Source organism: Cytobacillus sp. IB215316, assembly GCF_033963865.1.
Classification (GTDB): domain Bacteria; phylum Bacillota; class Bacilli; order Bacillales; family SM2101; genus Nanhaiella; species Nanhaiella sioensis.
This window is the reverse complement of sequence record NZ_JAXBMC010000001.1, coordinates 331914-353519: the sequence shown is the minus strand read 5'-3', so window position 1 is coordinate 353519 and position 21606 is coordinate 331914. Positions and strand designations below refer to the sequence as shown.

The following is a 21606-nucleotide window of genomic DNA, read 5'->3' as shown; positions in this document are numbered from 1 at the left end:
CCTCTCTGATTTTATCATTACATAAGGTGGACTATAACATACTCGATCCGTCATCGTTTTCCGTATTATAATGCGAATTATAGACAAGCAAAACTTATTTGTCAATGATTCATTAAATATGTTTTGGCATGAAGTATCGTAACTTTTAGTATCGCTAAAAAAGGAACAGCAACTATTAAACCTAATACACCAGCAATCTCTCCCCCAACTAACAGTGCAAACATTATAACAATAGGGTGCATATGCAGGCTTTTTCCTACAATTAGTGGTGATAATACATTACCTTCAATAAATTGTAAAACAAGGACTAAACCGGATACGAATAGAACCATCTTCATTGAGATAGTCGCTGCGATAATAACGGTTGGAATTAAACCAATAATTGGTCCAAAATAAGGAATAATATTCGTAACCCCTATGATGCTTCCTAGTAGCAAAGGGTATTTCATTTTGATTAACCAAAAACCAATTGTTGCAATAATTCCGATCGCAAAGCACACAAATAGTTGCCCTCTAATGTAATTACCAAGTGATTCATCAACCCCTTTTAAAAATTCTTTCCCGGGGGTACGAAATTTTTTTGGTGTTATGTACCATATTGCCTTATTTATATCTGGGTAATCTTTAAGCATATAGAAAACTAAAAACGGAATGATAGCAATTAAAATAATATAGTTCAGCAATCGTTTCATACTGTTTAATAACTTTGTAACTAGTAATGCACTCTCTTTCTCAATTGATTGTAGCCCTTCCTCAATTCTATCGTGAAATCCATTTGGCCAATGGGATGTTTGATCACGAATTTCCTCAATCCAATCTCGGTACGTCTCGATAAATATTGGTACATTTTCACTTAAATCCTTTAGCTGTTCAATAATAATTGGTACTCCTTTATATAAGCCGAAACCAACTCCTCCAAAGAACAAAGTATATATAAGTAAAATAGCAATAGACCTCGGAACTCCGTGATGATGGATTTTCTCGATAATGGGATGAAGTAAGTAAGTAATAAATGCGGCAATAACAAAAGGGGTAATTACAATTGCAATCATCTTTAGCGTTGGTTTCCAAATCGGCGCAAGCTTCATAAAAACGTATAACAATACAAACATTAATAAAAAGAGAAGTAAGCGATAAATCCATACTAAACGAATGTCCTTCACCTATACCCCACCTCTAATTAAATTCTGATCGTTACAAAATATCAACTTTTAAAAAGGGCAGAACCCGTAATTGGGTCAGCCCCTTTTAGTCAGTAAAGCATCTTAGCAACTTTCTTTCTCATTCTCTTTATATTTTTTGGAGACATGATGTCACTTCTTTGGTTCATTTGGTATGCAGCAACCCCCATACCTAAAGCAACCAATGACGCAGTAATTGTTCTGTTCATTTTGTCCTCCTTAATGAAAGAGTCAATTACAAATTTATCGTACGATCTTCTTCTCCAAAGAGATCATCCAATGAACTAAGCGTTCCATCTTCTTCAACTTGATGGGTATTAATGATACCTTGGTTTACTGACATTTCTATAAAACAGTTCCAACAATAATATTGGTTAACACCAATTTTACCAAGATCTTTATTTTTACAATTTGGACACATTAACATCAAACGACACCTCTTTATTTCCGCTTAGCTTTAAAAATGATGGTATCTTTGTTAACGGTAAAGTCATTGCTTTTAATTACTTTTTTTCCATCACTTATATCAGAAAAGAAACCATCTGTTATTTTATACCCTTCTATTGTGCCCAATTCTTCTTGGAAAAATACGTCTTCTAATATTCCAAGAACTTCCCCATTTTCAGATTTCACGAATTTTTTTGCTAAGCTATGGTGGGTGTTTAAGTAATGTGTATTTTTCTCTTGGCGTGTAGAATATTTTGTTGTAGAACTGCTAATCGTAATTCCATCATTATCAAAAGATAAAACTGATTCTATTGGGATAAAAGTATCTCTCTGAAAAAGCCTTTTACCTTCAACAACGATTGATGCGACCTTTCCATCTTCTTGAACTAAAAGATCAACGACGTTGCCAAGCTGTTTGCCATCATGTGAATAAACTGGTAACCCCTTTAATAAGGAAAATGTCCGCAAAGATATCCCACCTTCCCGAACATTATTAGGTTACTCAATCATCCATGAAATCATAAGGTGTAACGTTTTCCATTAATTTTTCTTCTTGTACAATAAAAGGAATGTCATCTTCGTTGTCAATTTCACCTTCATGAGCCAGTCTTAATTTTTCACATAATGTTGTTTGTCTTATACCATCATCATTACGGCTAACTCCATGTCGAAAAGCTTGCTCTTCACCACATAATATTAAAAACTTTTTACTTCTTGTAATACCTGTATATAGTAAATTTCTTCTTAGCATGCGGTAATAGCTTTTTACAACTGGCATAATAACGATTGGAAATTCACTACCCTGAGACTTATGTATGGAACAACAATACGCGTGGGTGATTTGGTTCAAATCTTGTTTTGTATAAGTAACTTCATTTCCCTCAAAAGTTACAATAACCATGTCTTGTTTTTCAGTATTTTCCTTGGAGTAGAATATTGAGACAACTTCTCCCATATCTCCATTAAAAACATTACTTTCTGGTTGATTGACGAGTTGCAACACCTTGTCGCCAATTCTATATACTACATCGCCAAATGACATTTCACGTTTTTGATCTGACGGAGGGTTAAACATACTTTGTAGCATTTTATTTAATTGATCGATACCTGCAGGCCCACGATACATGGGTGCTAGAACTTGGATGTCTCTTGCACTATATCCTTTTTCTTTTGCACTTTGTGCAACCTTTGATACAACATCAAGTACTTGATTAGGTCTACATGGTAAAAAAGATCGGTCAGTTTTTTGCGAAACAATATCTCGTGGCAATTGACCTTTTTTAATGTCATGAGCAAGCGCTATGATTGAGGATCCTTCTGATTGTCGATAAATTTCAGTTAGACGAACTGTTGGAATAATATTAGCATCTAATAAGTCCTTCAATACTTGTCCTGGCCCAACAGATGGCAATTGATCCTCATCTCCAACAATAATCATTTGGATAGATTCAGGTAGTGATTTAAATAGTTGATTTGCCAACCAAACATCAACCATTGACATTTCATCTACAATTAACAATTTTCCTTCAATTGGGTTATCTTCATCATGTTCAAATCCATCGACTCCATTCCAACCTAATAAGCGATGTATTGTCACAGCCTTTAAACCTGTGGCTTCACTCATGCGCTTTGCAGCTCTACCTGTAGGGGCAACGAGTAGTATTGGAAACGGGTTTTCTTTATTATAATCACTAGGGTTTAATGAACAGCCATGTAAATCTGCATATACATTTACAATTCCATTAATAACTGTCGTCTTCCCAGTCCCAGGTCCTCCGGTTAGTAAAAGCATTGGTGATAATAAGGCTTTTTGAATTGCCTCTTTTTGTGAAGGTGCATACTGAACATTGAGATATTCTTCTATATTACCTAGCGACAATAAGAATTCTGAATCTGGAAATTGATCCTCATATTCAGTTTGACTCAATATTCGACCAATATTTGTTACAAGTCCTTTTTCTGAAAAGAATAATGAAGGACTGTAAACTTTATCCTCTTCAACAATAATTTTATCTTCTTCCGACAGATGAGTAATAATCCTAGAGATATCTTCTTCATCCATGGAATCACGCTTATTTTCTTCTAGTAACTCTTTTACATCCCTAATTAATTGATGTAAATATTGATATGTATGCCCTTCTTGAATTGATTGCTGATCAAGCATATAAAGACAACCTGCCTTTATACGATGCGGATTATTGCCCGAGATGCCTAACATATACCCAAGCTCATCCGCTCTACTAAAGCCAACTCCTTCAACATCTTCTACTAGCTGGTAAGGGTTGTTTTGGATAATTTGTAATGTTTCATCTTTGTATACTTGATAAATCTTCATTGATAATTGCGGACCGAATCCATATTGAGATAACGCAATCATTATTTGTTCAAGACCTTGATGTTCTTTTAACGTATCAACTATTTGCTGAGCTTTATCTTTTGAAAGTTTAGGTACCTTTTCAAGAGCTGAAGGATTTTGTAAAATTGTTGAGATTGCAGCTTCACCTAATGCATCGACAATGTTGCTTGCTGTTTTTTTACCCACTCCTTGAAATAGATCACTTGATAAGTACTGTATAATCCCTTGCTTCGTTTGAGGAAGATCTTTCCTGAAACTATCGACGTGAAATTGCATGCCAAACTTAGGGTGTTCCTTCAGTTTACCAAAAAAGATATATGTTTCATCTTCATGGATACGAGGGAAATAACCTGTGACAACTGCTTCTTTTTCTGTATATTGTTCGTTCGTTTCCTGCAATCGGATGCGAACGACTGAATATAGATTGGCTTCATTGTGAAAGATGGTGACTAGATGTGTACCCTTCATATACTTCTGCTCTTCATTATACAAATCCAGCACTCCCTGTTGCTCCATCAGCATCATTTCCCTCCTTTCATTACGAATCGTAAATATGTATGTTACGAGTTGCCGTTTGATCTAAAAACACTATATAAAAGCACGTCCTAGTACAATGTAACAGCGACTAATCAAGGCGTTGTTACAGTACTGCATCTAATTGACAGATACCAAGTTACAATTCGTGGCATCTTTCCTTTATATAGTGATGATAAAAGTACCAAAATACTTCTCGTTGTATCACTATAGAAACATTACCGAAGAATAATATCTATTATGAAAACATTAAGTTTGCTCTATTATTTTTTTTCCATGAGCAGCTAATACATGATCTGGTTGAATCTCACATGCCTTATTAAACATCGCTAAAGCTTGCTCACCATTTTCTTTGAATGCATACGCAACACCTAAATTATAAAATGCATCCGCATGTTTAGGGTCTAAATGAATGACCTGTTGAAACTGTTCCATGGCTTGATCAATTAGATTTTCATTCGCAAGACATAAGCCGTATTGAAACCTTGCTTCGGCATCATCGACATTTAGTTCAACTGCTCTTTGAAAATAAGGTAAAGCAAGTTTGGGTTGATCTAATTGTAACAACGACATACCTAGCATAAAATACGTATCAGAGTTTGTTAAACCTTTTTTCATAGCTATTTCGAACATATTCTTTGCATCTACATATTTTTCATTATTGTAGTGTAAGTTACCAGTGCTGTAATAAGCCGCACCATTATCTTCATCAAGCTCAATTGCTTTATTAAAAAAAGCTATCGCCTTTTCGTTTTCACCTAAGGCAGAAAGCAAGTTCCCAAAATTGATATATGCGATTGGATCCTTTGGTGAATCTTCAATAGCTTGATTAAACACCTTTGCAGCTTCTTCATATTTTCCTTCTTGCATATATTGAATTCCTAGCTTATTATTATCAACCATTTTTAAAACCTCCAATTAGCTATTAGTATAGCATAGGAATGATACTAGTGCCTCAATACACTTTGATGGCACTGTTACGTTCATCAAAGTTGTAAATCCAACCATAACAGAATTTTATTGTTACTAAAACGTATAATTACAAGAGGTTGTATTGCACCTAAAAAGCTTCACCTTCGCATAAGCGAGGTGAAGCTTTTTCTAAAATATTTTACTACACGTAATCTAGTTCTTCTCCATTTTTGTACACAATATCAATTGTCCCACCACCTAGGCATTCGTCTCCATCATAAAAAACAACTGCCTGTCCAGGTGTTATTGCTCTAATTGGTTCATCAAAAATAATTTTGACATTATTATCATCTATTCTATGGACGGTAATAGCATTGTCCTGTTGACGATAACGAAATTTCGCAGTACATTTTAGTGTATCTGTTATTTCACGATCGGATACCCAACTTACATTTGTAGCTAAAATTGCGTCCGAATACAACAAATCATTATGAAAACCTTGGTCAACGTATAAAATATTTTTTTCTAGATCCTTTCCTACTACAAACCAAGGCTCACCACTTCCTCCAATACCTAAACCATGACGTTGGCCAATCGTATAATACATTAAACCGTCATGCTTTCCTTTTATTTCACCTGATAATGTTTGCATTTCTCCAGGCTGAGCAGGTAAATAATTACTTAAAAATTCTTTAAAGTTTCGTTCACCGATAAAGCAAATTCCCGTACTATCTTTTTTCGTTGCTGTTGCTAACCCAGCTTGTTGGGCTATTTCACGAACCTTACTTTTATTAATTTCACCAAGAGGAAAGAGTACTTTAGAAAGTTGCTCTTGACCTAGTTGATTTAAAAAATAAGTTTGGTCTTTATTTTCATCTATCCCACGGAGCATTTTGTATTCTCCGTTACGATATGCAACTCTAGCATAATGACCCGTCGCCACATAATCGGCTCCTAAAGCTAGTGCATGATCTAAAAAGGCTTTAAATTTAATTTCTTTATTACACATTACATCTGGGTTAGGTGTTCTACCAGCTTTGTATTCATCTAAAAAGTAAGTAAATACCTTATCCCAATATTGTTTTTCAAAATTAACTGCATAGTAGGGAATACCAATCTGATTACATACTTGAATGACATCGTTATAATCTTCAGTTGCTGTACAAACGCCATTTTCATCAGTATCATCCCAATTTTTCATAAAAATACCAATTACATCATAACCTTGTTCTTTTAACAGCAATGCAGCAACCGAAGAATCAACCCCACCCGACATACCTACAACAACACGTGTATCGTTAGGAGCTTTGCTCATTACTTTCACCTCATTTATATATAATATTATTTAATGTTTTGTTAACCGTTTCACAATTTTGGTTATTTCATATGCTGCTTTTCGGATTTCTTCCTCATTATTTCCATAACCAAAACTAAACCTGATCGAAGATTGTATTCTCTCAGAGCCGTTCCCAAACATCGCTACTAAAACATGTGATGGATCAACAGAACCGGCAGTACAAGCCGAGCCACTAGAAGCCGCAATACCTATAAGATCTAAGTTAACAAGTAAAGCCTCGACACTTACTCCTGCAAAACTAACATTTAATATATTTGGTACAGTCAATTCAAGATCTCCATTGATGCTGAAATCAATTTCTTCTTGTTTGAATATATCTATCATTTGTTTTTTATAGTTGCTATATAGCTCAAAGCGTTCATTCCTGCCTTTGTTGCTTAATTGAACAGCATGCTTAAGACCGACAATACTCGCCACGTTTTCTGTGCCTGCACGTCTCTTTCTTTCTTGTTCACCACCATGTAAACTTGGAGTGATTTTCACTCCAGAACGAACGTATAAATACCCAACACCTTTTGGGCCGTTAATTTTATGCCCTGAAACCGATAATAAATCAATACCAAGGTCATCAACATTAATAGGGAATAAATTATACCCCTGTACAATATCTGAATGAACATACGCACCATTTGCTCTTACAATTTCACTTAACTCTTTAATAGGTTGTATTGCACCAACTTCGTTATTAGCTAACATAATTGACACAAGAATCGTTTGATCTGTCAATGATGCCTTTACATCTTCAATAGAAACAATTCCATTCTCCTTCACTGGTAAATACGTAACCTTAAAGCCTTGGGTTTCTAAATATTCACAAGTATGCAAAATAGCGTGATGCTCAACCTTAGTTGTAATTATATGGTTACCTCGGTGTTTATTTGCTAATGCAACTCCAATCAGAGCTAAATTATCTGCTTCCGTACCACCACTCGTAAAAATAATTTCTGTTGACTTGGCACCAATATTAGCAGAGATTGTTTGTCTAGCATCATCTATGGCTTGGCGACTTTCCCTGCCAAAGGAGTGAATACTAGAAGGGTTACCGAAAATTCCACTCATATATGGGCTCATCTCTTTAACAACGTCTGGATGAGTTGGAGAAGTTGACGCATGGTCAAGATATATTCTTTCCATTGTATTCCTCCTTAAATGAAATGCGCAAGCGACATGCTCATCCCCGAACCTCGAGGGGATAGGCGCTGAAGCTAGACTACCATGAAATGCGTAAGCGGCTTGCTCATCCCCGACCCTCGAGGGGGATAGTCGCTGAAGCTAGACTACCATGAAATGCGTAAGCGGCTTGCTCATCCCCGACAAGCACTGGAGTCATTTCACATGAAGACGCTTTTTGCTTCAGGTGAAATGGCGAAGTGACCTCGAGGGGATAGTCGCTGAAGCTAGACTACCATGAAATGCGCAAACAACTTATATATAAAACATGTAAGATTCTTGATCTCCACCACTGTAACTTGCTAAATCCTCTAGTGTAGTATTATCTAGGACATCTTTCACAGCATCACGAATTCGTATCCATAACTGCCTTTTGGCAGGCTCTTCATCATCTAAAACCTCAACTGGACTAATTGGTCCCTCTAAAACTCTAATAATATCTCCAGCAGTTATCTTTGATGGATCATCTGCTAACACATATCCACCGTACGCTCCTCGAATGCTCTTTACTAACCTAGCATTGCGTAAAGGAGCAATCAATTGCTCTAAATAATGTTCAGATAGATCATGAGTTTTAGCGATAGATTTTAACGAAATCGGCCCATCACCATATTTCTTGGCCAATTCAATCATTATTGTAAGTCCATACCTACCTTTAGTCGAAATCTTCATCCTTTATATCCCTCCACAAATAAGAAATGCTTAGACACTAGATTTCCCCACGACTGTGGGCAATGGTGAAATTGTCATCTTGATCCTGGTGATAAGCATAAGACGAACCTACGAGAGTGCTTTTAAGATCATCTTCTTGTCGCATTGGCTTATACCGGAAGCCGATGGTGCCTGGGGCTAGACATTATCGAAGTCATTAAGTCCCGTTCACAATCAAAATTTATATTATAAAATGGCTGATAGCTAACCATTGTATAGTTACAGACGGCTGTTCTCGCATGCATTGTTGTTGTACGAACAATTTGTTTAATCACCATTCCTGGCTTCTTTTCTTCATTAAAATATGCCAATAGAATAAATCACTTCAATACTAAAAACAACAATGCTTACTTAAAGAGTCTACATATATAACATTAAGCATTTGCCATTATACCATAATAGTGTATTGTAATACATATTAACATCCTAGAACAAGAACAAAGATTCCAAAAAGTAGGAGAGATGATTACTTTGTTATTCGAGTCATTGGTTGAATCCCCGTTATCATTTCGAATGAGACCTAGGAAATTAGACGAAATTGTTGGCCAACAACATATAATTGGACCAAAAACGGCGTTATATAAAATGATAGTTAATGGCCATGTGCCATCAATATTGTTATATGGAGAACCTGGTATTGGAAAAACTTCGATTGCCAAAGCTATTGCCGGGACGGTAAATATGCCCTTTGTTTCTATTAATGCAACTACAGCAGGCAAAAAGGATATAGAAAATGCTGTTAGACAAGCGGAAGTTGAAGGAAGTTTAATCTTATTTGTCGATGAAGTGCATCGGTTCAATAAAGCACAACAAGACTATCTTTTACCTCATGTTGAAAAAGGTTTAATCACATTAATAGGTGCAACTACTGAGAACCCCTTTCATGATGTAAATCCAGCGATTAGAAGCAGGTGCGGTCAAATAAAAGAATTACAACGTATTTCTAGAGAAGATATGATGACATTACTATTGAGAGCATTGACTGATTCGACAAGAGGCTTAGGTAGCTTAGACATTGAAATTGCTGATGAAGCTCTTGAAATAATTACTCAGTCGACTAACGGTGATGCGCGATCAGCATTAAATATTCTAGAGGATGTAGTAATAGCATCAAAAGAGGTTGATGTGGAAAAAATCATCGTTCCTATTAAAACAGTAGAAGAATGTGTTGAAAATAAAGGTTTTTCTCACGACAAAAAGGGCGATATATACTATTCTCTATTATCTTGCTTGCAAAAGAGTATTAGGGGTAGCGATGTAAATGCAGCACTTCATTATTTAGCTCGGTTAATAGAGGGTGGAGATTTAACATCAATTATTAGAAGACTAATTGTCATTGCCTATGAAGACATATCTCTCGCTGCTCCAGAAGTAGCAGTAAGAACGGTTACTGCATGCGAAGCAGTTGAAAGACTTGGCTTGCCAGAGGCAAGAATTCCATTAGCAAACGTCGTTGTAGATCAATGTTTGTCTCCTAAAACAAACAGTGCATATAAAGCTCTTGATATGGCACTAGAAGATGTTAGAAAAGGTTATACAGGTGAAATCCCCTTACATTTACGGGATGCTCATTATAAAGGAGCTAAAACGATGGGGCATGGAATTGGTTATAAGTATCCTCACGATTATCCTAATGGCTGGGTACATCAGCAATATCTTCCTGATGAGCTAAAGGGTAAGGAGTACTTTCAACCTAAGCAAAGTGGACAAGAAAAACAATATGCTAAAGTATATGAGCGGCTAAAAGACTTATTTGATGGAAAGTAAACTTTAACACCTGAATGAATACTAGCAAAATGTCATCGAACTGTCTAAAACAAAAAAATAAGTACGTAAGGGGAGAATTAAATTATATCATTTTAATTCTCCCTTTTTTCACTTACATACTTTCATGGAATGTTCTATTTATAACCTCAATTTGTTGGTCGCGTGTCAATTTAATAAAATTCACGGCATAACCTGAAACACGTATTGTTAATTGTGGATATTTTTCCGGATGCTCCATTGCATCAAGTAACTGTTCACGTTCAAACACGTTAACATTTATATGATGACCATGTTGTGCCATATATCCATCTAAGATAGAGACAAGATTATTGATTCTCGTTTGCTCTTCTTTACCTAGAGAATTAGGAACCATTGAAAAAGTACAAGAGATTCCATCTAGACAATCTTCATAAGGAAGCTTTGCTACAGAATTTAGTGATGCTAACGCTCCATTTTTATCACGTCCATGTAACGGGTTGGCACCCGGTGCAAACGCCTCACCTGCTTTTCTTCCATCAGGTGTTGTACCTGTTTTTTTCCCGTACACAACGTTTGAAGTTATAGTTAATATAGATTGTGTCGGTACAGAAGAACGATACGTCGGATACAGACGAAGCTTATTCATAAATGTCTCAACTAACTCTGTTGCAATCATGTCAACACGATCATCATCGTTACCGAACTGTGGATAATCTCCGTCAATTTGAAAATCAACCGCGATTCCATACTCATTTCGAATAGGTCTTACTTTTGCGTATTTTATTGCACTTAAAGAATCTGCTACAACCGATAAGCCAGCGATACCGCAAGCCATAGTACGTAATATTTCCTCATCATGTAGTGCCATTTCAATACGCTCATAAGAATACTTATCATGCATGTAATGTATAATATTTAATGTATTCATATATAGCTTCGCTAGCCAATTTAGCATTTCATCATAGTTTTTCATTACTTCTTCATAATTCAAGATATTTGAAGTAATTGGATCAAGGCTTGGTCCAACTTGCACACCTGACTTTTCATCTATCCCACCGTTAATTGCATATAGTAATGCCTTCGCCAAGTTAGCACGCGCTCCAAAAAACTGCATTTGTTTACCTATCTTCATGGCAGAAACACAACATGCAATACCGTAATCATCACCGTATTCTTTACGCATTAAATCATCATTTTCATATTGAATGGAACTTGTTTTTATTGACATTTTTGAACAATATCTTGTGAAATGATCTGGAAGCTCAGTCGACCAAAGTACTGTTAAGTTAGGTTCAGGAGCTGGTCCAAGATTGTCAAGCGTGTGTAGGAAGCGGAATGATGTTTTGGAAACAAGTGGACGTCCGTCAAGACTCATACCACCAATTGATTCAGTTACCCACGTCGGGTCACCACTAAACAACTCGTTATAATCAGGAGTACGCAAAAATTTCACAAGACGTAGCTTCATTACAAAATGATCAACTAATTCTTGGACTTCTGATTCAGTTAGAACCCCATTGTGTATATCTCTTTCAAAATATATATCTAAAAATGTGGATACACGACCGAGACTCATCGCAGCGCCATTTTGTTCTTTTATCGCTGCAAGGTATGCAAAATATAGCCATTGAATTGCTTCTCTAGCGTTTACAGCGGGTTTTGATATATCATACCCGTATGATGCAGCCATATCTTTTAACTCTTGTAATGCTCTAAATTGTTCAGAAATCTCTTCACGATCACGGATAACTGTGTCACTCATTAAATCATTCTCTAATCGAGCATGAGCCTTTCTTTTTTCTTCCATCAAACGGTCTACACCATATAATGCTACTCTGCGATAATCACCGATAATTCTTCCTCGTCCGTATGCATCTGGTAACCCAGTAATGATACCAGCTTTACGTGCCTTCCTCATTTCTGGAGTATAAGCATCGAAGACCCCTTGATTATGTGTTTTTCGATACTCAGTAAACGTTTTCTCGACTTCTGTATCGAGATCATATCCATAAGCCTCGCAAGCATCTTTTACCATACGGATACCACCAAAAGGTTGGATGGAACGTTTTAATGGCTCATCCGTTTGTAGCCCTACAACGCTTTCAAGATTTTTATCAATATATCCTGGCTCATGTGAAGTAATGGTTGATACTGTTTGTGTATCAATATCAAGTACACCACCATTGTCCCGTTCCTGTTTCATCAACTCTAATACTTTATCCCAAAGTTGAGTGGTTTTTAGAGTTGGGGGGGCAAGGAAATCTTCCTTGCCCGTATAGGGTGTAACATTTGTTTGAATAAAATCTCGTACATCTATAGAATCTAGCCATTTTCCTTCTTTGAAGTTCTTCCAAGCAACTTCCGTTGGAATCGTACTCAATCTGTTCATCCTAATCCCCCCAAATTATACTCCTTTGAATGTTTGACGATAAATTTCTTCTAACTCGGTAACTAATGGTAACTTTGGATTTGCTGGTGTACATTGATCTTCAAATGCTCTGTCTGCCAAAATTGCCACTTTTTCTTCAAATTCTTTTTTATCTACACCATTCTCAGGTAAACTCATAGGAATATTTAGTTCTTTCGCTAATTTAATTACCGCTTGGATTAAGCTCTCTACACCTTCTTCAGTTGTACGTGCTGGTAAACCTAATGCTTTAGCAATTTCAGCATAACGTTGATCAGCAATGAAATGTTTATATTTAGGGAATGCTGTAAACTTTTTCGGTTTTGTTGCATTGAAACGAATAACATGTGGCATTAATAATGTATTTGCTCTACCGTGTGCAATATGGAACTCTGCACCCATTTTATGTGCCAAGCTATGATTAATACCTAAAAATGCATTTGCAAATGCCATACCTGCAATTGTAGATGCATTGTGCATTTTCTCTCTTGCAAGTTCATCTGCACCGTTATGATAAGCTTTTGGTAAATATTCAAATACTAGTTGAATAGCTTTAATCGCTAAACCATCCGTATAATCATTTGCCATATTAGAAACGTAAGCTTCAATCGCATGTGTTAGAACATCCATACCAGTATCTGCAGTTACGTGCTTCGGAACTGTCATAACAAACTGTGGATCTACGATTGCAACATCTGGTGTTAATTCATAATCTGCTAATGGATACTTGACATTGTTTTTCTTGTCTGTAATAACAGAGAATGGTGTTACCTCAGATCCAGTTCCTGAAGTTGTTGGTATTGCAACAAATTTAGCTTTGTTTCCTAGTTTAGGATATTTGAACGTACGTTTACGAATGTCTAAAAACTTCTGTTTTAAGCCATGGAACGTTGTTTCTGGGTGTTCGTAAAATAACCACATTCCTTTTGCAGCATCCATCGCTGATCCACCGCCAAGTGCAATGATGACATCAGGTTGGAATTCTTTCATCATTTCTGCACCCTTCATCACAGTTTCAATAGATGGATCTGGCTCAACATTTGAGAAAATTTCACAATGGACGTAATCTTGACGTTTACGTAAATAATAAAGAACTTTATCAACATAGCCAAGCTTCACCATACCTGGGTCCGTTACAATCAAAGCTTTTGAGATTTCAGGCATTTTTGCTAAATATTGAGTAGAATGCTTTTCAAAGTAAACTTTTGGTGGAAGCTTAAACCATTGCATATTGACATTCCTTTTCGCAATTTTTTTGATATTTAATAAGTTCGCTGTTCCAACATTTGAAGATACAGAGTTCTTACCGTAAGATCCACAACCTAATGTTAATGAAGGAATATATGCATTATAAATATCTCCGATTGCCCCTTGTGAAGATGGAGCATTCACAATGACACGACATGCTTTCATACGTTTTCCATAAGCTTCTATGGTTTTTTGGTCTTCAGAATGGATGACAGCAGAGTGACCTAGACCTCCAAACTCTAGCATTTCTTCTGCACGAGTAATCCCTTCCTCTGTATTATTAACTTTATAACAAGCTAGTACTGGACTAAGCTTTTCTCTTGAAAGTGGGTGAGCTTCACCTACACCTTTTAATTCAGCGATTAGTATTTTAGTATCTTTGGGTACGTCTACACCAGCCATTTTTGCGATTTCATAAGCTGGTTTACCAACGATGTTTGGATTAACAGCACATTTGTTTTCATCAATAACAAGTTTTTCTACTTTTTTCTTTTCGTTTTCTGATAAGAAGTGACAAGAATGATATATCATTTCTTTTTTCACTTCATCATAAATTTCTTTATCGATAATAACAGCTTGTTCAGAAGCACAAATCATACCATTATCAAATGTTTTTGATAAAATTAAATCATTTACAGAACGTTTCACCTCAGCAGATTTTTCAATATAACAAGGTACGTTACCAGCACCTACACCTAACGCAGGTTTACCAGTACTATAAGCTGATTTAACCATTCCTGGGCCACCTGTCGCTAAGACGATCGCAACCCCATCATGATTCATTAATTGTTTTGTTGCTTCGATAGATGGCGTTTCTATCCATTGAATACAACCTTCAGGCGCTCCTGCTTTTACTGCTGCGTCACGAAGAATTCTTGCTGCTTCACTACTACATTTTTGTGCAGATGGATGGAAAGCAAAAATAATTGGGTTTCTAGTTTTAATTGCAATAATTGCTTTAAACATCGTTGTTGATGTTGGATTTGTCACTGGTGTTACACCAGCAACAACACCTACTGGCTCTGCAACTTCGATTACACCTTCGTGTTCATTATCATTAATAATGCCGACAGTTTTATCATATTTAACGTTATGATAAATATATTCAGTAGCAAAAATATTTTTAATAATTTTATCCTCATAAACACCACGTTTTGTTTCATCAACTGCTAGCTTAGCTAAGTGCATATGTTGATCTAATCCTGCTAAAGCCATTTCTTTTACTATGTCATTGATCATTTCTTGATCATAATTGCGAAATTCCTTTAAAGCTTTAGAACCACGATCAACTAAAGAATTAATCATTTTTGAAACATCTTGTTGTTGTTTTAATACTTTTTCTTCAACAGCCATTTGAAACTCCTCCTAATTTCTCGCTTAAAGTTTGTGAATGTTTTCACATGTGAATGTTAAAAAAAAGCAACTTACTTGATACTTTACGTTTTTTACTAAATTTATTAACTAACTATCTTACACGTTTATTATACTATCGATATGTTGCGAATAGTTACATTAAATTTGACGACATTGTGAATAATTTCACATATATTATTAAACTGATATCCTCGACTTTTACTCCTTTTAATCCTTAAAAAAACTAGTAAATGTATAAAAATTATAATAGCCGTCCATTCTATTAATAGAAAATCTACTATATAGTAAATTAAATTTTTCAGAAGATAGGAGTGTTTATGTGAAAGTTCGTCAAGATGCATGGTCTCATGAAGAAGACCTATTACTCGCAGAAACAGTACTTCGCTATATTCGTGAAGGTGGAACTCAGTTATCAGCTTTCGAAGAAGTTGGTGATAAGCTTAACCGAACTTCTGCTGCTTGTGGATTTCGGTGGAACGCGGAAGTAAGAGGAAAGTATGATCAAGCTATCGCCATTGCGAAAAAGCAAAGAAAAGAAAGAAAGAGAGCGTTAGACAGATTAAAGAAGCAAGATGAGCTTCCTAGTACAATTTCACTACCACAGATTACTACAGTTGATGATAACCATCCAGTAGAGAGCTATAATCTAAATAATGAGTTCACGACAGAGTTGTTGACTACGCCAGTGACGACATCAGTTCCACCTATAGAGCCATCAGCTGGATCAAATTCAATATCTCTAGAAGATTGCATTTCTTATTTAAAAGAACTTAAAGTACAAGATCAACATTCAATGAGATTGCAGCAGGAAAATGTACAATTACAACAAGAAAACCAAACTCTTTCAAAGCAAAATAAAGAACTAGTTATAAAGCTTGAAAAAATGTCCGAAAAGCAATCTATGATACAAGAAGACTATCAAGCATTAGTACAAATTATGGATCGAGCACGGAAAATGGTTTTATTTGATGATAATGAAGAAAGACCTTCTCCAGCTTTTAGAATGGATAAAAACGGAAACTTAGAACAATTAGCTAAGTAAAAAACGTGGTCTATCTTTAGACCACGTTTTTGTCATTGTCGGAACGAGAAGAACCAAGTCGACCTCAGATAAATGTAGAGTATTTTTAGCCCTGATTTACTCGTTTAATTGGTATATCTGTTAACAATTCAGTAACCACATGACTTGCCATTATTAGCCCTGCTACTGATGGAACAAAAGCATTGGATGATGGTGGCATTTTAGCTTTTCTAATAGGTGTATTTTCATCAGGTACAATTTTCTTGCGAATATCTTCCCGAATCACAATAGGACTCTCGTCAGAAAATACTACTTTAATTCCCTTACGGATACCCTCTTTTCTTAACTTCGTTCGAATAACTTTTGCAATGGGATCAGTGTGAGTTTTGGAAATATCAGCTATTTTAAAACGTGTAGGGTCCATTTTATTTGCTGCACCCATACTTGAAATAATTGGAATCTTCCTCTGCAAGCATTCCTTCATTAAATGGATTTTATAACAAATCGTATCAGACGCATCTATAACAAAATCTATTCCATAACTAAAAAATTCCTCATACGTCTCCTCTGTATAAAACATTTTCAACGCAATCACTTGACATTCTGGATTAATATCTTTTATACGGTCCTTCATGAGGTCAGCTTTTGGCTTACCGACTGTTGAGAGTAAAGCGTGAATTTGTCGATTTACATTTGTAATATCGACATCATCCTTATCAACTAATACAAGCCTTCCTACACCAGATCGAGCTAGTGCTTCAGCTGCAAATGAACCTACACCACCAATTCCAAGTACTGCCACTGTGCTATTTTTTAAAATGTTTAATCCTTCTATCCCAATCGCTAATTCATTTCTAGAAAATTGATGTAACATATTCTCAACTCCGTTTGTCACAAACTTATTCAATGTTTTCCGATAAAAATAATATCATAAATTATAAGAAATACAAGATTTGAAGATCATTTTTTCGACAAAATACAAAATGTAACAGTCTTGGAAAAGTTTTTTTGTAACGTTGCCGTCGTTATCTAGAACAAAAGCTACCACGAACTTTAACTGGGGGCACGTTTATTTCTTAGCAAAACAGCCCATTGTAAGATCCTCAAGCTACGTCTGTTACAAATGTATGGCATTTATGTACTCTAAATAGCTACAAAAACCCTATACATCATGTATAGGGTATACCTTTTTTATTTTATTATAACGGAACGGAAGTCCCAATTGTGCCGTCGATGCCTTCGTTTTGATCCCGCACTCCGCAGGTGGGTGCCCTGTTCCAAATGTTAGTACGTCCTTATAATCCAGAAGGCATGTACGCCGTTTGAAAACTCAAGCTCCCGTATAACTTATTGTTCGGTCAAAACAATAGGTTATAAGACGAACACATCAGGACTTTCAAGTTCTGTTATTATAATATCACACCAATTTACAGTTATCAAGTTGAGGAAATATTGGACATATTAGCTTTTTTTCACAGTTAACGCTAAGTTAAGTTCAGCTAATTGTTCGATGCTTACTTCTCCAGGTGCGTCTGTTAGTAAATCGCTAGCACTAGCAGTTTTCGGAAAAGCAATCGTATCACGTAGATTAGAACGACCTGCTAAGATCATGACAATTCGATCTAAGCCTAAAGCTATACCTCCGTGAGGTGGTGTCCCATATTCAAATGCTTCCATCAAAAAGCCAAATTGTTCGTTAGCTTCTTCCTCTGTAAAGCCTAAAGCTTTAAACATTTTTTCTTGTAACTCTCTTTCATATATACGCAGTGACCCTCCACCTAATTCATAGCCGTTTAACACTAAATCATATGCAACAGCTTTTACGCGAGAAGGGTCTGTATCTAACAATTCAATATCTTCTCGAGCAGGCATTGTAAAAGGATGGTGTGCTGCGTAATAACGCCCTTCTTCATCATCATGCTCTAATAAAGGCCAGTCTGTTACCCACAGGAAATTAAATTTATTTTCATCAATTAAGTTTAGTTCTTTTCCTAGCTTTATGCGCAATGCACCAAGAGCATCTGCCACAACTGCTTTTTTATCAGCGACGAATAATAATAAGTCTCCTGCAACAGCTTCTAAAGAAGATATAAAGCCATTTTGTTCTTCTTCACTGAAAAACTTTGCAATTGGACCTTTAAGCCCTTCTTCCTCAACTTTTAGCCAAGCTAACCCTTTTGCGCCATAAACACTAACAAAATCAGCTAAAGCATCAATATCTTTTCGAGAAAAGGAGGTCGCAGCACCTTTCACATTAAGTGCCTTGACTTGGCCACCTGAATTAACAGCCCCTGAAAACACTTTAAATCCACAGTCCTGAACTTGTTCCGATAAGTCTATTAACTCCATCTCAAAGCGCGTATCAGGTTTATCAGAACCGAATCTATCCATAGCTTCGTCATAGGTCATGCGTGGAAACGGAAGCGATACTTCAAGACCTTTAACATCACTCATGACTTTTGACATCATTTGCTCTGTCATCGAAATAATATCCTCTTGATCCATAAAGGAAGTTTCGATATCAATTTGGGTAAATTCAGGTTGGCGATCTGCTCGTAAATCTTCATCTCTGAAACAACGTGCAATTTGATAATATTTTTCGATGCCACCTACCATTAACAATTGTTTGAATAATTGAGGTGATTGTGGTAAAGCATAAAACTCACCCTCATGAACACGACTAGGTACTAAATAATCACGCGCTCCTTCTGGTGTACTCTTTGTTAGAATTGGCGTCTCAATATCTAAAAACCCTTCATCATCTAAATATGATCTAATTGATTTCGTAATATTATGGCGCATTTTTAACGTATCAAATATGACTGGTCTTCGAAAATCTAGGTAGCGATACTTTAAGCGGGTATCTTCAGAAACCTCTGATTGATCAGCAATTACAAAAGGAGGTGTTTTTGCTGAATTAATGATTGTAATTTGTTCTGCGTGTACTTCAATTTTTCCAGTACTAAGGTTTTCGTTAATCGTGCCCTCTTCACGAGCAACTACATTACCCTCTATATGAAGAACAAATTCATTTCTTACTTTCTCTGCTATACTTAAAGCTTCAGGAGACATTTCTGGATTAAATACTACTTGAACGATCCCCGTACGGTCACGTAAATCAACAAATATTAAGCCACCTAGGTCACGTCTTTTTTGTACCCACCCTTTTAATTTTACTTTTTCTCCAATTGCCTGCTCTGTTACTTGCCCACAAAAATATGATCTTCCAAACATAAGAATCCCCCTATTGTATGTTTTCCATTACATATGACGTAAAATCATTCAGATTTATTTCACTTTGTTCACCAGTACTCATATTTTTTACATTAATTACGTTTCTCTCTATCTCTTCGTCACCTAATACAGCGACAAATTTTGCTTGTAACCTGTCAGCCGCTTTGAATTGAGCTTTTAATTTCTTATCTTGATAATCTTTCTCCGCAATTAATCCAGCATTCCGTAATTGATGTACTAGGGAGACGGACATATCCTTCGCTTTTTCTCCTAGCGTAACAACGTAACAATCGATGTGACTCGTTATTGGAAGCTGTATCTTCTCGGCATCGATTGCTGCTAACAGTCGTTCTATACTTAGCGCAAACCCTACACCAGGAGTTTCTGGCCCACCAATACTCTGTACTAAACCGTTATATCTACCCCCACCACATAAAGTTGTAATGGAGCCAAAGCCTTCTGCATTACTCATTATTTCAAATGCGGTATGATTATAATAATCAAGTCCTCGTACTAGGCGAGCGTCTACTTCAAAGGGAATGTGTAGGCTTGTTAAATACGTCTGAACCTTATCAAAATATATTTTTGATTCATCATTTAAATATTCCAATATGGAAGGTGCTGAATTCATCAATTCATGACCTTGATCCTTTTTACAATCTAAAATTCTTAACGGATTTTTCTCTAATCTGGTTTGACAATCGGTGCAAAACTCATCAATTTTAGGTTCAAAGTGCTTAATAAGGGCATCACGATGAGCCACTCTACTTTCTTGATCACCTAAGCTGTTGATAACAAGTTTTAAATTTGTAAGCCCTAAGCTTTTGTATAAGTCCATTGCTATTGCAATTACTTCAGCATCAATTGCTGGGTCATTACTTCCGAGCGCTTCTATGCCAAATTGAACAAATTGACGAAACCTTCCTGATTGCGGTCTTTCGTAACGAAACATTGGGCCAATATAAAATAGTTTTGTAGGCTGATTAGGACTCCCGTACATCTTTTTTTCTACAAAAGCTCGAACAACCGATGCTGTGCCCTCAGGCCTTAATGTTAAACTCCTTTGTCCTCTGTCCTCAAATGTATACATCTCTTTTTGGACGATATCTGTTGTTTCTCCTACCCCTCTAGCAAATAGCTCTGTATGTTCAAAAACTGGCGTCCGGAGTTCCTTGTAATTATATTTCCCACACAACTCTCTAGCTTTTTCTTCAACATATTGCCAGCGCTCAACTTCATCCGGGAGAATATCTTGTGTTCCCCTTGGTATTTGATAAGACATACATTTTCCTCCTAAATTAACCAAAATAAAAAACTCCCATCCCTACTATTCGTAGGGACGAGAGTTATCATTTACCCGTGGTGCCACCCTAGTTGAAGCATTATTCATCTGCTTCCACTTAGTCAGTTAACGCCTGATTACGTCCTTCTCCTAGTCAAACCTTGTTACTTGTAAACGTTCAAAAAACTCTTGACCATTTTCAGTTAACAATTAATAATTTTTCAGAGAGAAACCTCCAGAGTGTTCATTCGTTAAGTCAGCATGACGAAATGCTTTCAGCCTAATGGCACTTCTTCTCTTTTCATGTGAACCCTTAACTACTATTCTCTTTCACTGGTTGCTTCAATATTATTTTCAGAAAGAATTTTATATTATCATACGTATGAACAGAAAACTTGTCAAGAGAATTCGATAATTATTATGATCTATGCAAGTGTTTTTTTAGTTTTTTTATATCTTTCACTGCTAATCCATACTCCGACGCCAATTCTATTAATGTAGAATCATTCTCTCTTTGAATAAAGTCATGGAAGTCCACACCGAATAATTGATTGCCTTCTTTTCCACTAATCGCACTTTTCTCACTATATCTCACAATAAAACTTCCTTTCCACACCATTTTCTAC

17 protein-coding genes, 1 other RNA gene and 2 other annotated features (1 of these 20 cut by a window edge) are annotated in these 21606 nt (G+C 36.1%); of the genes, 2 read left to right on the top strand and 16 right to left on the bottom strand.

Annotation, left to right across the window (positions count from 1 at the left end; all coding sequences use genetic code 11):
- Positions 1 to 63: a binding site (T-box leader), on the bottom strand (it extends 225 nt beyond the left edge of the window).
- Positions 64 to 101: 38 nt separating this feature from the next.
- The 9 genes from SLH48_RS01565 to cymR all read right to left on the bottom strand — a co-directional run bounded on the left by SLH48_RS01565 (position 102) and on the right by cymR (position 8629).
- Positions 102 to 1163, bottom strand: a complete 1062-nt coding sequence (locus SLH48_RS01565) for an AI-2E family transporter (RefSeq protein WP_320256781.1) — start codon at positions 1161 to 1163, stop codon at positions 102 to 104.
- 89 nt (positions 1164 to 1252) lie between these two features.
- Positions 1253 to 1390, bottom strand: coding sequence for a YrzQ family protein (locus SLH48_RS01560; RefSeq protein WP_214480393.1), 138 nt, complete (start codon positions 1388 to 1390; stop codon positions 1253 to 1255).
- 26 nt (positions 1391 to 1416) lie between these two features.
- Complete coding sequence (locus SLH48_RS01555; protein ID WP_214480395.1) at positions 1417 to 1608, bottom strand: hypothetical protein; 192 nt, start codon at positions 1606 to 1608, stop codon at positions 1417 to 1419.
- Positions 1609 to 1622: 14 nt separating this feature from the next.
- Positions 1623 to 2096 (bottom strand): PRC-barrel domain-containing protein, encoded by a 474-nt coding sequence (locus SLH48_RS01550; RefSeq protein WP_214480397.1) that lies wholly within the window; start codon positions 2094 to 2096, stop codon positions 1623 to 1625.
- Positions 2097 to 2130: 34 nt separating this feature from the next.
- Entirely contained in the window at positions 2131 to 4500 is a 2370-nt protein-coding gene (locus tag SLH48_RS01545; RefSeq protein WP_320256780.1) for an ATP-dependent RecD-like DNA helicase, read from the bottom strand.
- A gap of 267 nt (positions 4501 to 4767) precedes the next feature.
- A complete protein-coding gene (locus SLH48_RS01540; protein WP_320256779.1) occupies positions 4768 to 5421 on the bottom strand; it encodes a tetratricopeptide repeat protein in 654 nt (217 codons plus the stop codon).
- A 211-nt stretch (positions 5422 to 5632) separates the two neighbouring features.
- A complete protein-coding gene (mnmA, locus tag SLH48_RS01535; RefSeq protein ID WP_214480400.1) occupies positions 5633 to 6745 on the bottom strand; it encodes a tRNA 2-thiouridine(34) synthase MnmA in 1113 nt (370 codons plus the stop codon).
- A gap of 30 nt (positions 6746 to 6775) precedes the next feature.
- Complete coding sequence (locus SLH48_RS01530; RefSeq protein WP_320256778.1) at positions 6776 to 7921, bottom strand: cysteine desulfurase family protein; 1146 nt, start codon at positions 7919 to 7921, stop codon at positions 6776 to 6778.
- A gap of 291 nt (positions 7922 to 8212) precedes the next feature.
- Entirely contained in the window at positions 8213 to 8629 is a 417-nt protein-coding gene (gene cymR / locus SLH48_RS01525; protein WP_214480402.1) for a cysteine metabolism transcriptional regulator CymR, read from the bottom strand.
- Positions 8630 to 9139: 510 nt separating this feature from the next.
- Here cymR and SLH48_RS01520 point away from each other — a divergent pair.
- Entirely contained in the window at positions 9140 to 10435 is a 1296-nt protein-coding gene (locus SLH48_RS01520; RefSeq protein WP_410628002.1) for a replication-associated recombination protein A, read from the top strand.
- Positions 10436 to 10547: 112 nt separating this feature from the next.
- On the opposite strand, the gene pflB is transcribed toward SLH48_RS01520, so the two are convergent.
- Together pflB and adhE are read right to left on the bottom strand one after the other, a co-directional pair.
- A complete protein-coding gene (pflB, locus tag SLH48_RS01515) occupies positions 10548 to 12803 on the bottom strand; it encodes a formate C-acetyltransferase (protein ID WP_320256776.1) in 2256 nt (751 codons plus the stop codon).
- Positions 12804 to 12818: 15 nt separating this feature from the next.
- Entirely contained in the window at positions 12819 to 15422 is a 2604-nt protein-coding gene (gene adhE / locus SLH48_RS01510) for a bifunctional acetaldehyde-CoA/alcohol dehydrogenase (RefSeq protein ID WP_320256775.1), read from the bottom strand.
- A gap of 340 nt (positions 15423 to 15762) precedes the next feature.
- Here adhE and SLH48_RS01505 point away from each other — a divergent pair, with 340 nt between their 5' ends.
- Positions 15763 to 16485 carry an RsfA family transcriptional regulator gene (locus SLH48_RS01505; RefSeq protein ID WP_214480406.1) on the top strand — a complete coding sequence of 241 codons (723 nt, stop codon included), beginning with the start codon at positions 15763 to 15765 and terminating at the stop codon, positions 16483 to 16485.
- 85 nt (positions 16486 to 16570) lie between these two features.
- On the opposite strand, the gene SLH48_RS01500 is transcribed toward SLH48_RS01505, so the two are convergent.
- The 5 genes from SLH48_RS01500 to SLH48_RS01480 form a co-directional block, all read right to left on the bottom strand.
- Complete coding sequence (locus SLH48_RS01500; protein ID WP_214480407.1) at positions 16571 to 17338, bottom strand: ThiF family adenylyltransferase; 768 nt, start codon at positions 17336 to 17338, stop codon at positions 16571 to 16573.
- A 337-nt stretch (positions 17339 to 17675) separates the two neighbouring features.
- Positions 17676 to 17861, bottom strand: a non-coding RNA gene (gene ssrS / locus SLH48_RS01495) — 6S RNA.
- A gap of 64 nt (positions 17862 to 17925) precedes the next feature.
- Positions 17926 to 19698: an aspartate--tRNA ligase gene (gene aspS / locus SLH48_RS01490; RefSeq protein WP_320256774.1), complete on the bottom strand. Its 1773-nt coding sequence runs from the start codon at positions 19696 to 19698 to the stop codon at positions 17926 to 17928.
- Positions 19699 to 19708: 10 nt separating this feature from the next.
- Positions 19709 to 20980, bottom strand: a complete 1272-nt coding sequence (gene hisS / locus SLH48_RS01485; RefSeq protein ID WP_214480409.1) for a histidine--tRNA ligase — start codon at positions 20978 to 20980, stop codon at positions 19709 to 19711.
- Between the two features lie 50 nt (positions 20981 to 21030).
- Positions 21031 to 21323 (bottom strand) — a binding site (T-box leader).
- A 75-nt stretch (positions 21324 to 21398) separates the two neighbouring features.
- Positions 21399 to 21575 (bottom strand): hypothetical protein, encoded by a 177-nt coding sequence (locus tag SLH48_RS01480; protein ID WP_214480410.1) that lies wholly within the window; start codon positions 21573 to 21575, stop codon positions 21399 to 21401.
- Between the last annotated feature and the right edge of the window lie 31 nt (positions 21576 to 21606).

What these genes read in the sequence shown, in the direction of transcription:
- aspS (WP_320256774.1), bottom strand. Translation starts at nt 19,698, where the DNA reads ATGTTTGGAAGATCATATTTTTGTGGGCAAGTAACAGAGCAGGCAATT.
- adhE (WP_320256775.1), bottom strand. Translation starts at nt 15,422, where the DNA reads ATGGCTGTTGAAGAAAAAGTATTAAAACAACAACAAGATGTTTCAAAA.
- SLH48_RS01540 (WP_320256779.1), bottom strand. Translation starts at nt 5,421, where the DNA reads ATGGTTGATAATAATAAGCTAGGAATTCAATATATGCAAGAAGGAAAA.
- SLH48_RS01530 (WP_320256778.1), bottom strand. Translation starts at nt 7,921, where the DNA reads ATGGAAAGAATATATCTTGACCATGCGTCAACTTCTCCAACTCATCCA.
- cymR (WP_214480402.1), bottom strand. Translation starts at nt 8,629, where the DNA reads ATGAAGATTTCGACTAAAGGTAGGTATGGACTTACAATAATGATTGAA.
- SLH48_RS01500 (WP_214480407.1), bottom strand. Translation starts at nt 17,338, where the DNA reads ATGTTACATCAATTTTCTAGAAATGAATTAGCGATTGGGATAGAAGGA.
- pflB (WP_320256776.1), bottom strand. Translation starts at nt 12,803, where the DNA reads ATGAACAGATTGAGTACGATTCCAACGGAAGTTGCTTGGAAGAACTTC.
- hisS (WP_214480409.1), bottom strand. Translation starts at nt 20,980, where the DNA reads ATGTCTTATCAAATACCAAGGGGAACACAAGATATTCTCCCGGATGAA.
- SLH48_RS01555 (WP_214480395.1), bottom strand. Translation starts at nt 1,608, where the DNA reads ATGTTAATGTGTCCAAATTGTAAAAATAAAGATCTTGGTAAAATTGGT.
- SLH48_RS01545 (WP_320256780.1), bottom strand. Translation starts at nt 4,500, where the DNA reads ATGGAGCAACAGGGAGTGCTGGATTTGTATAATGAAGAGCAGAAGTAT.
- mnmA (WP_214480400.1), bottom strand. Translation starts at nt 6,745, where the DNA reads ATGAGCAAAGCTCCTAACGATACACGTGTTGTTGTAGGTATGTCGGGT.
- SLH48_RS01560 (WP_214480393.1), bottom strand. Translation starts at nt 1,390, where the DNA reads ATGAACAGAACAATTACTGCGTCATTGGTTGCTTTAGGTATGGGGGTT.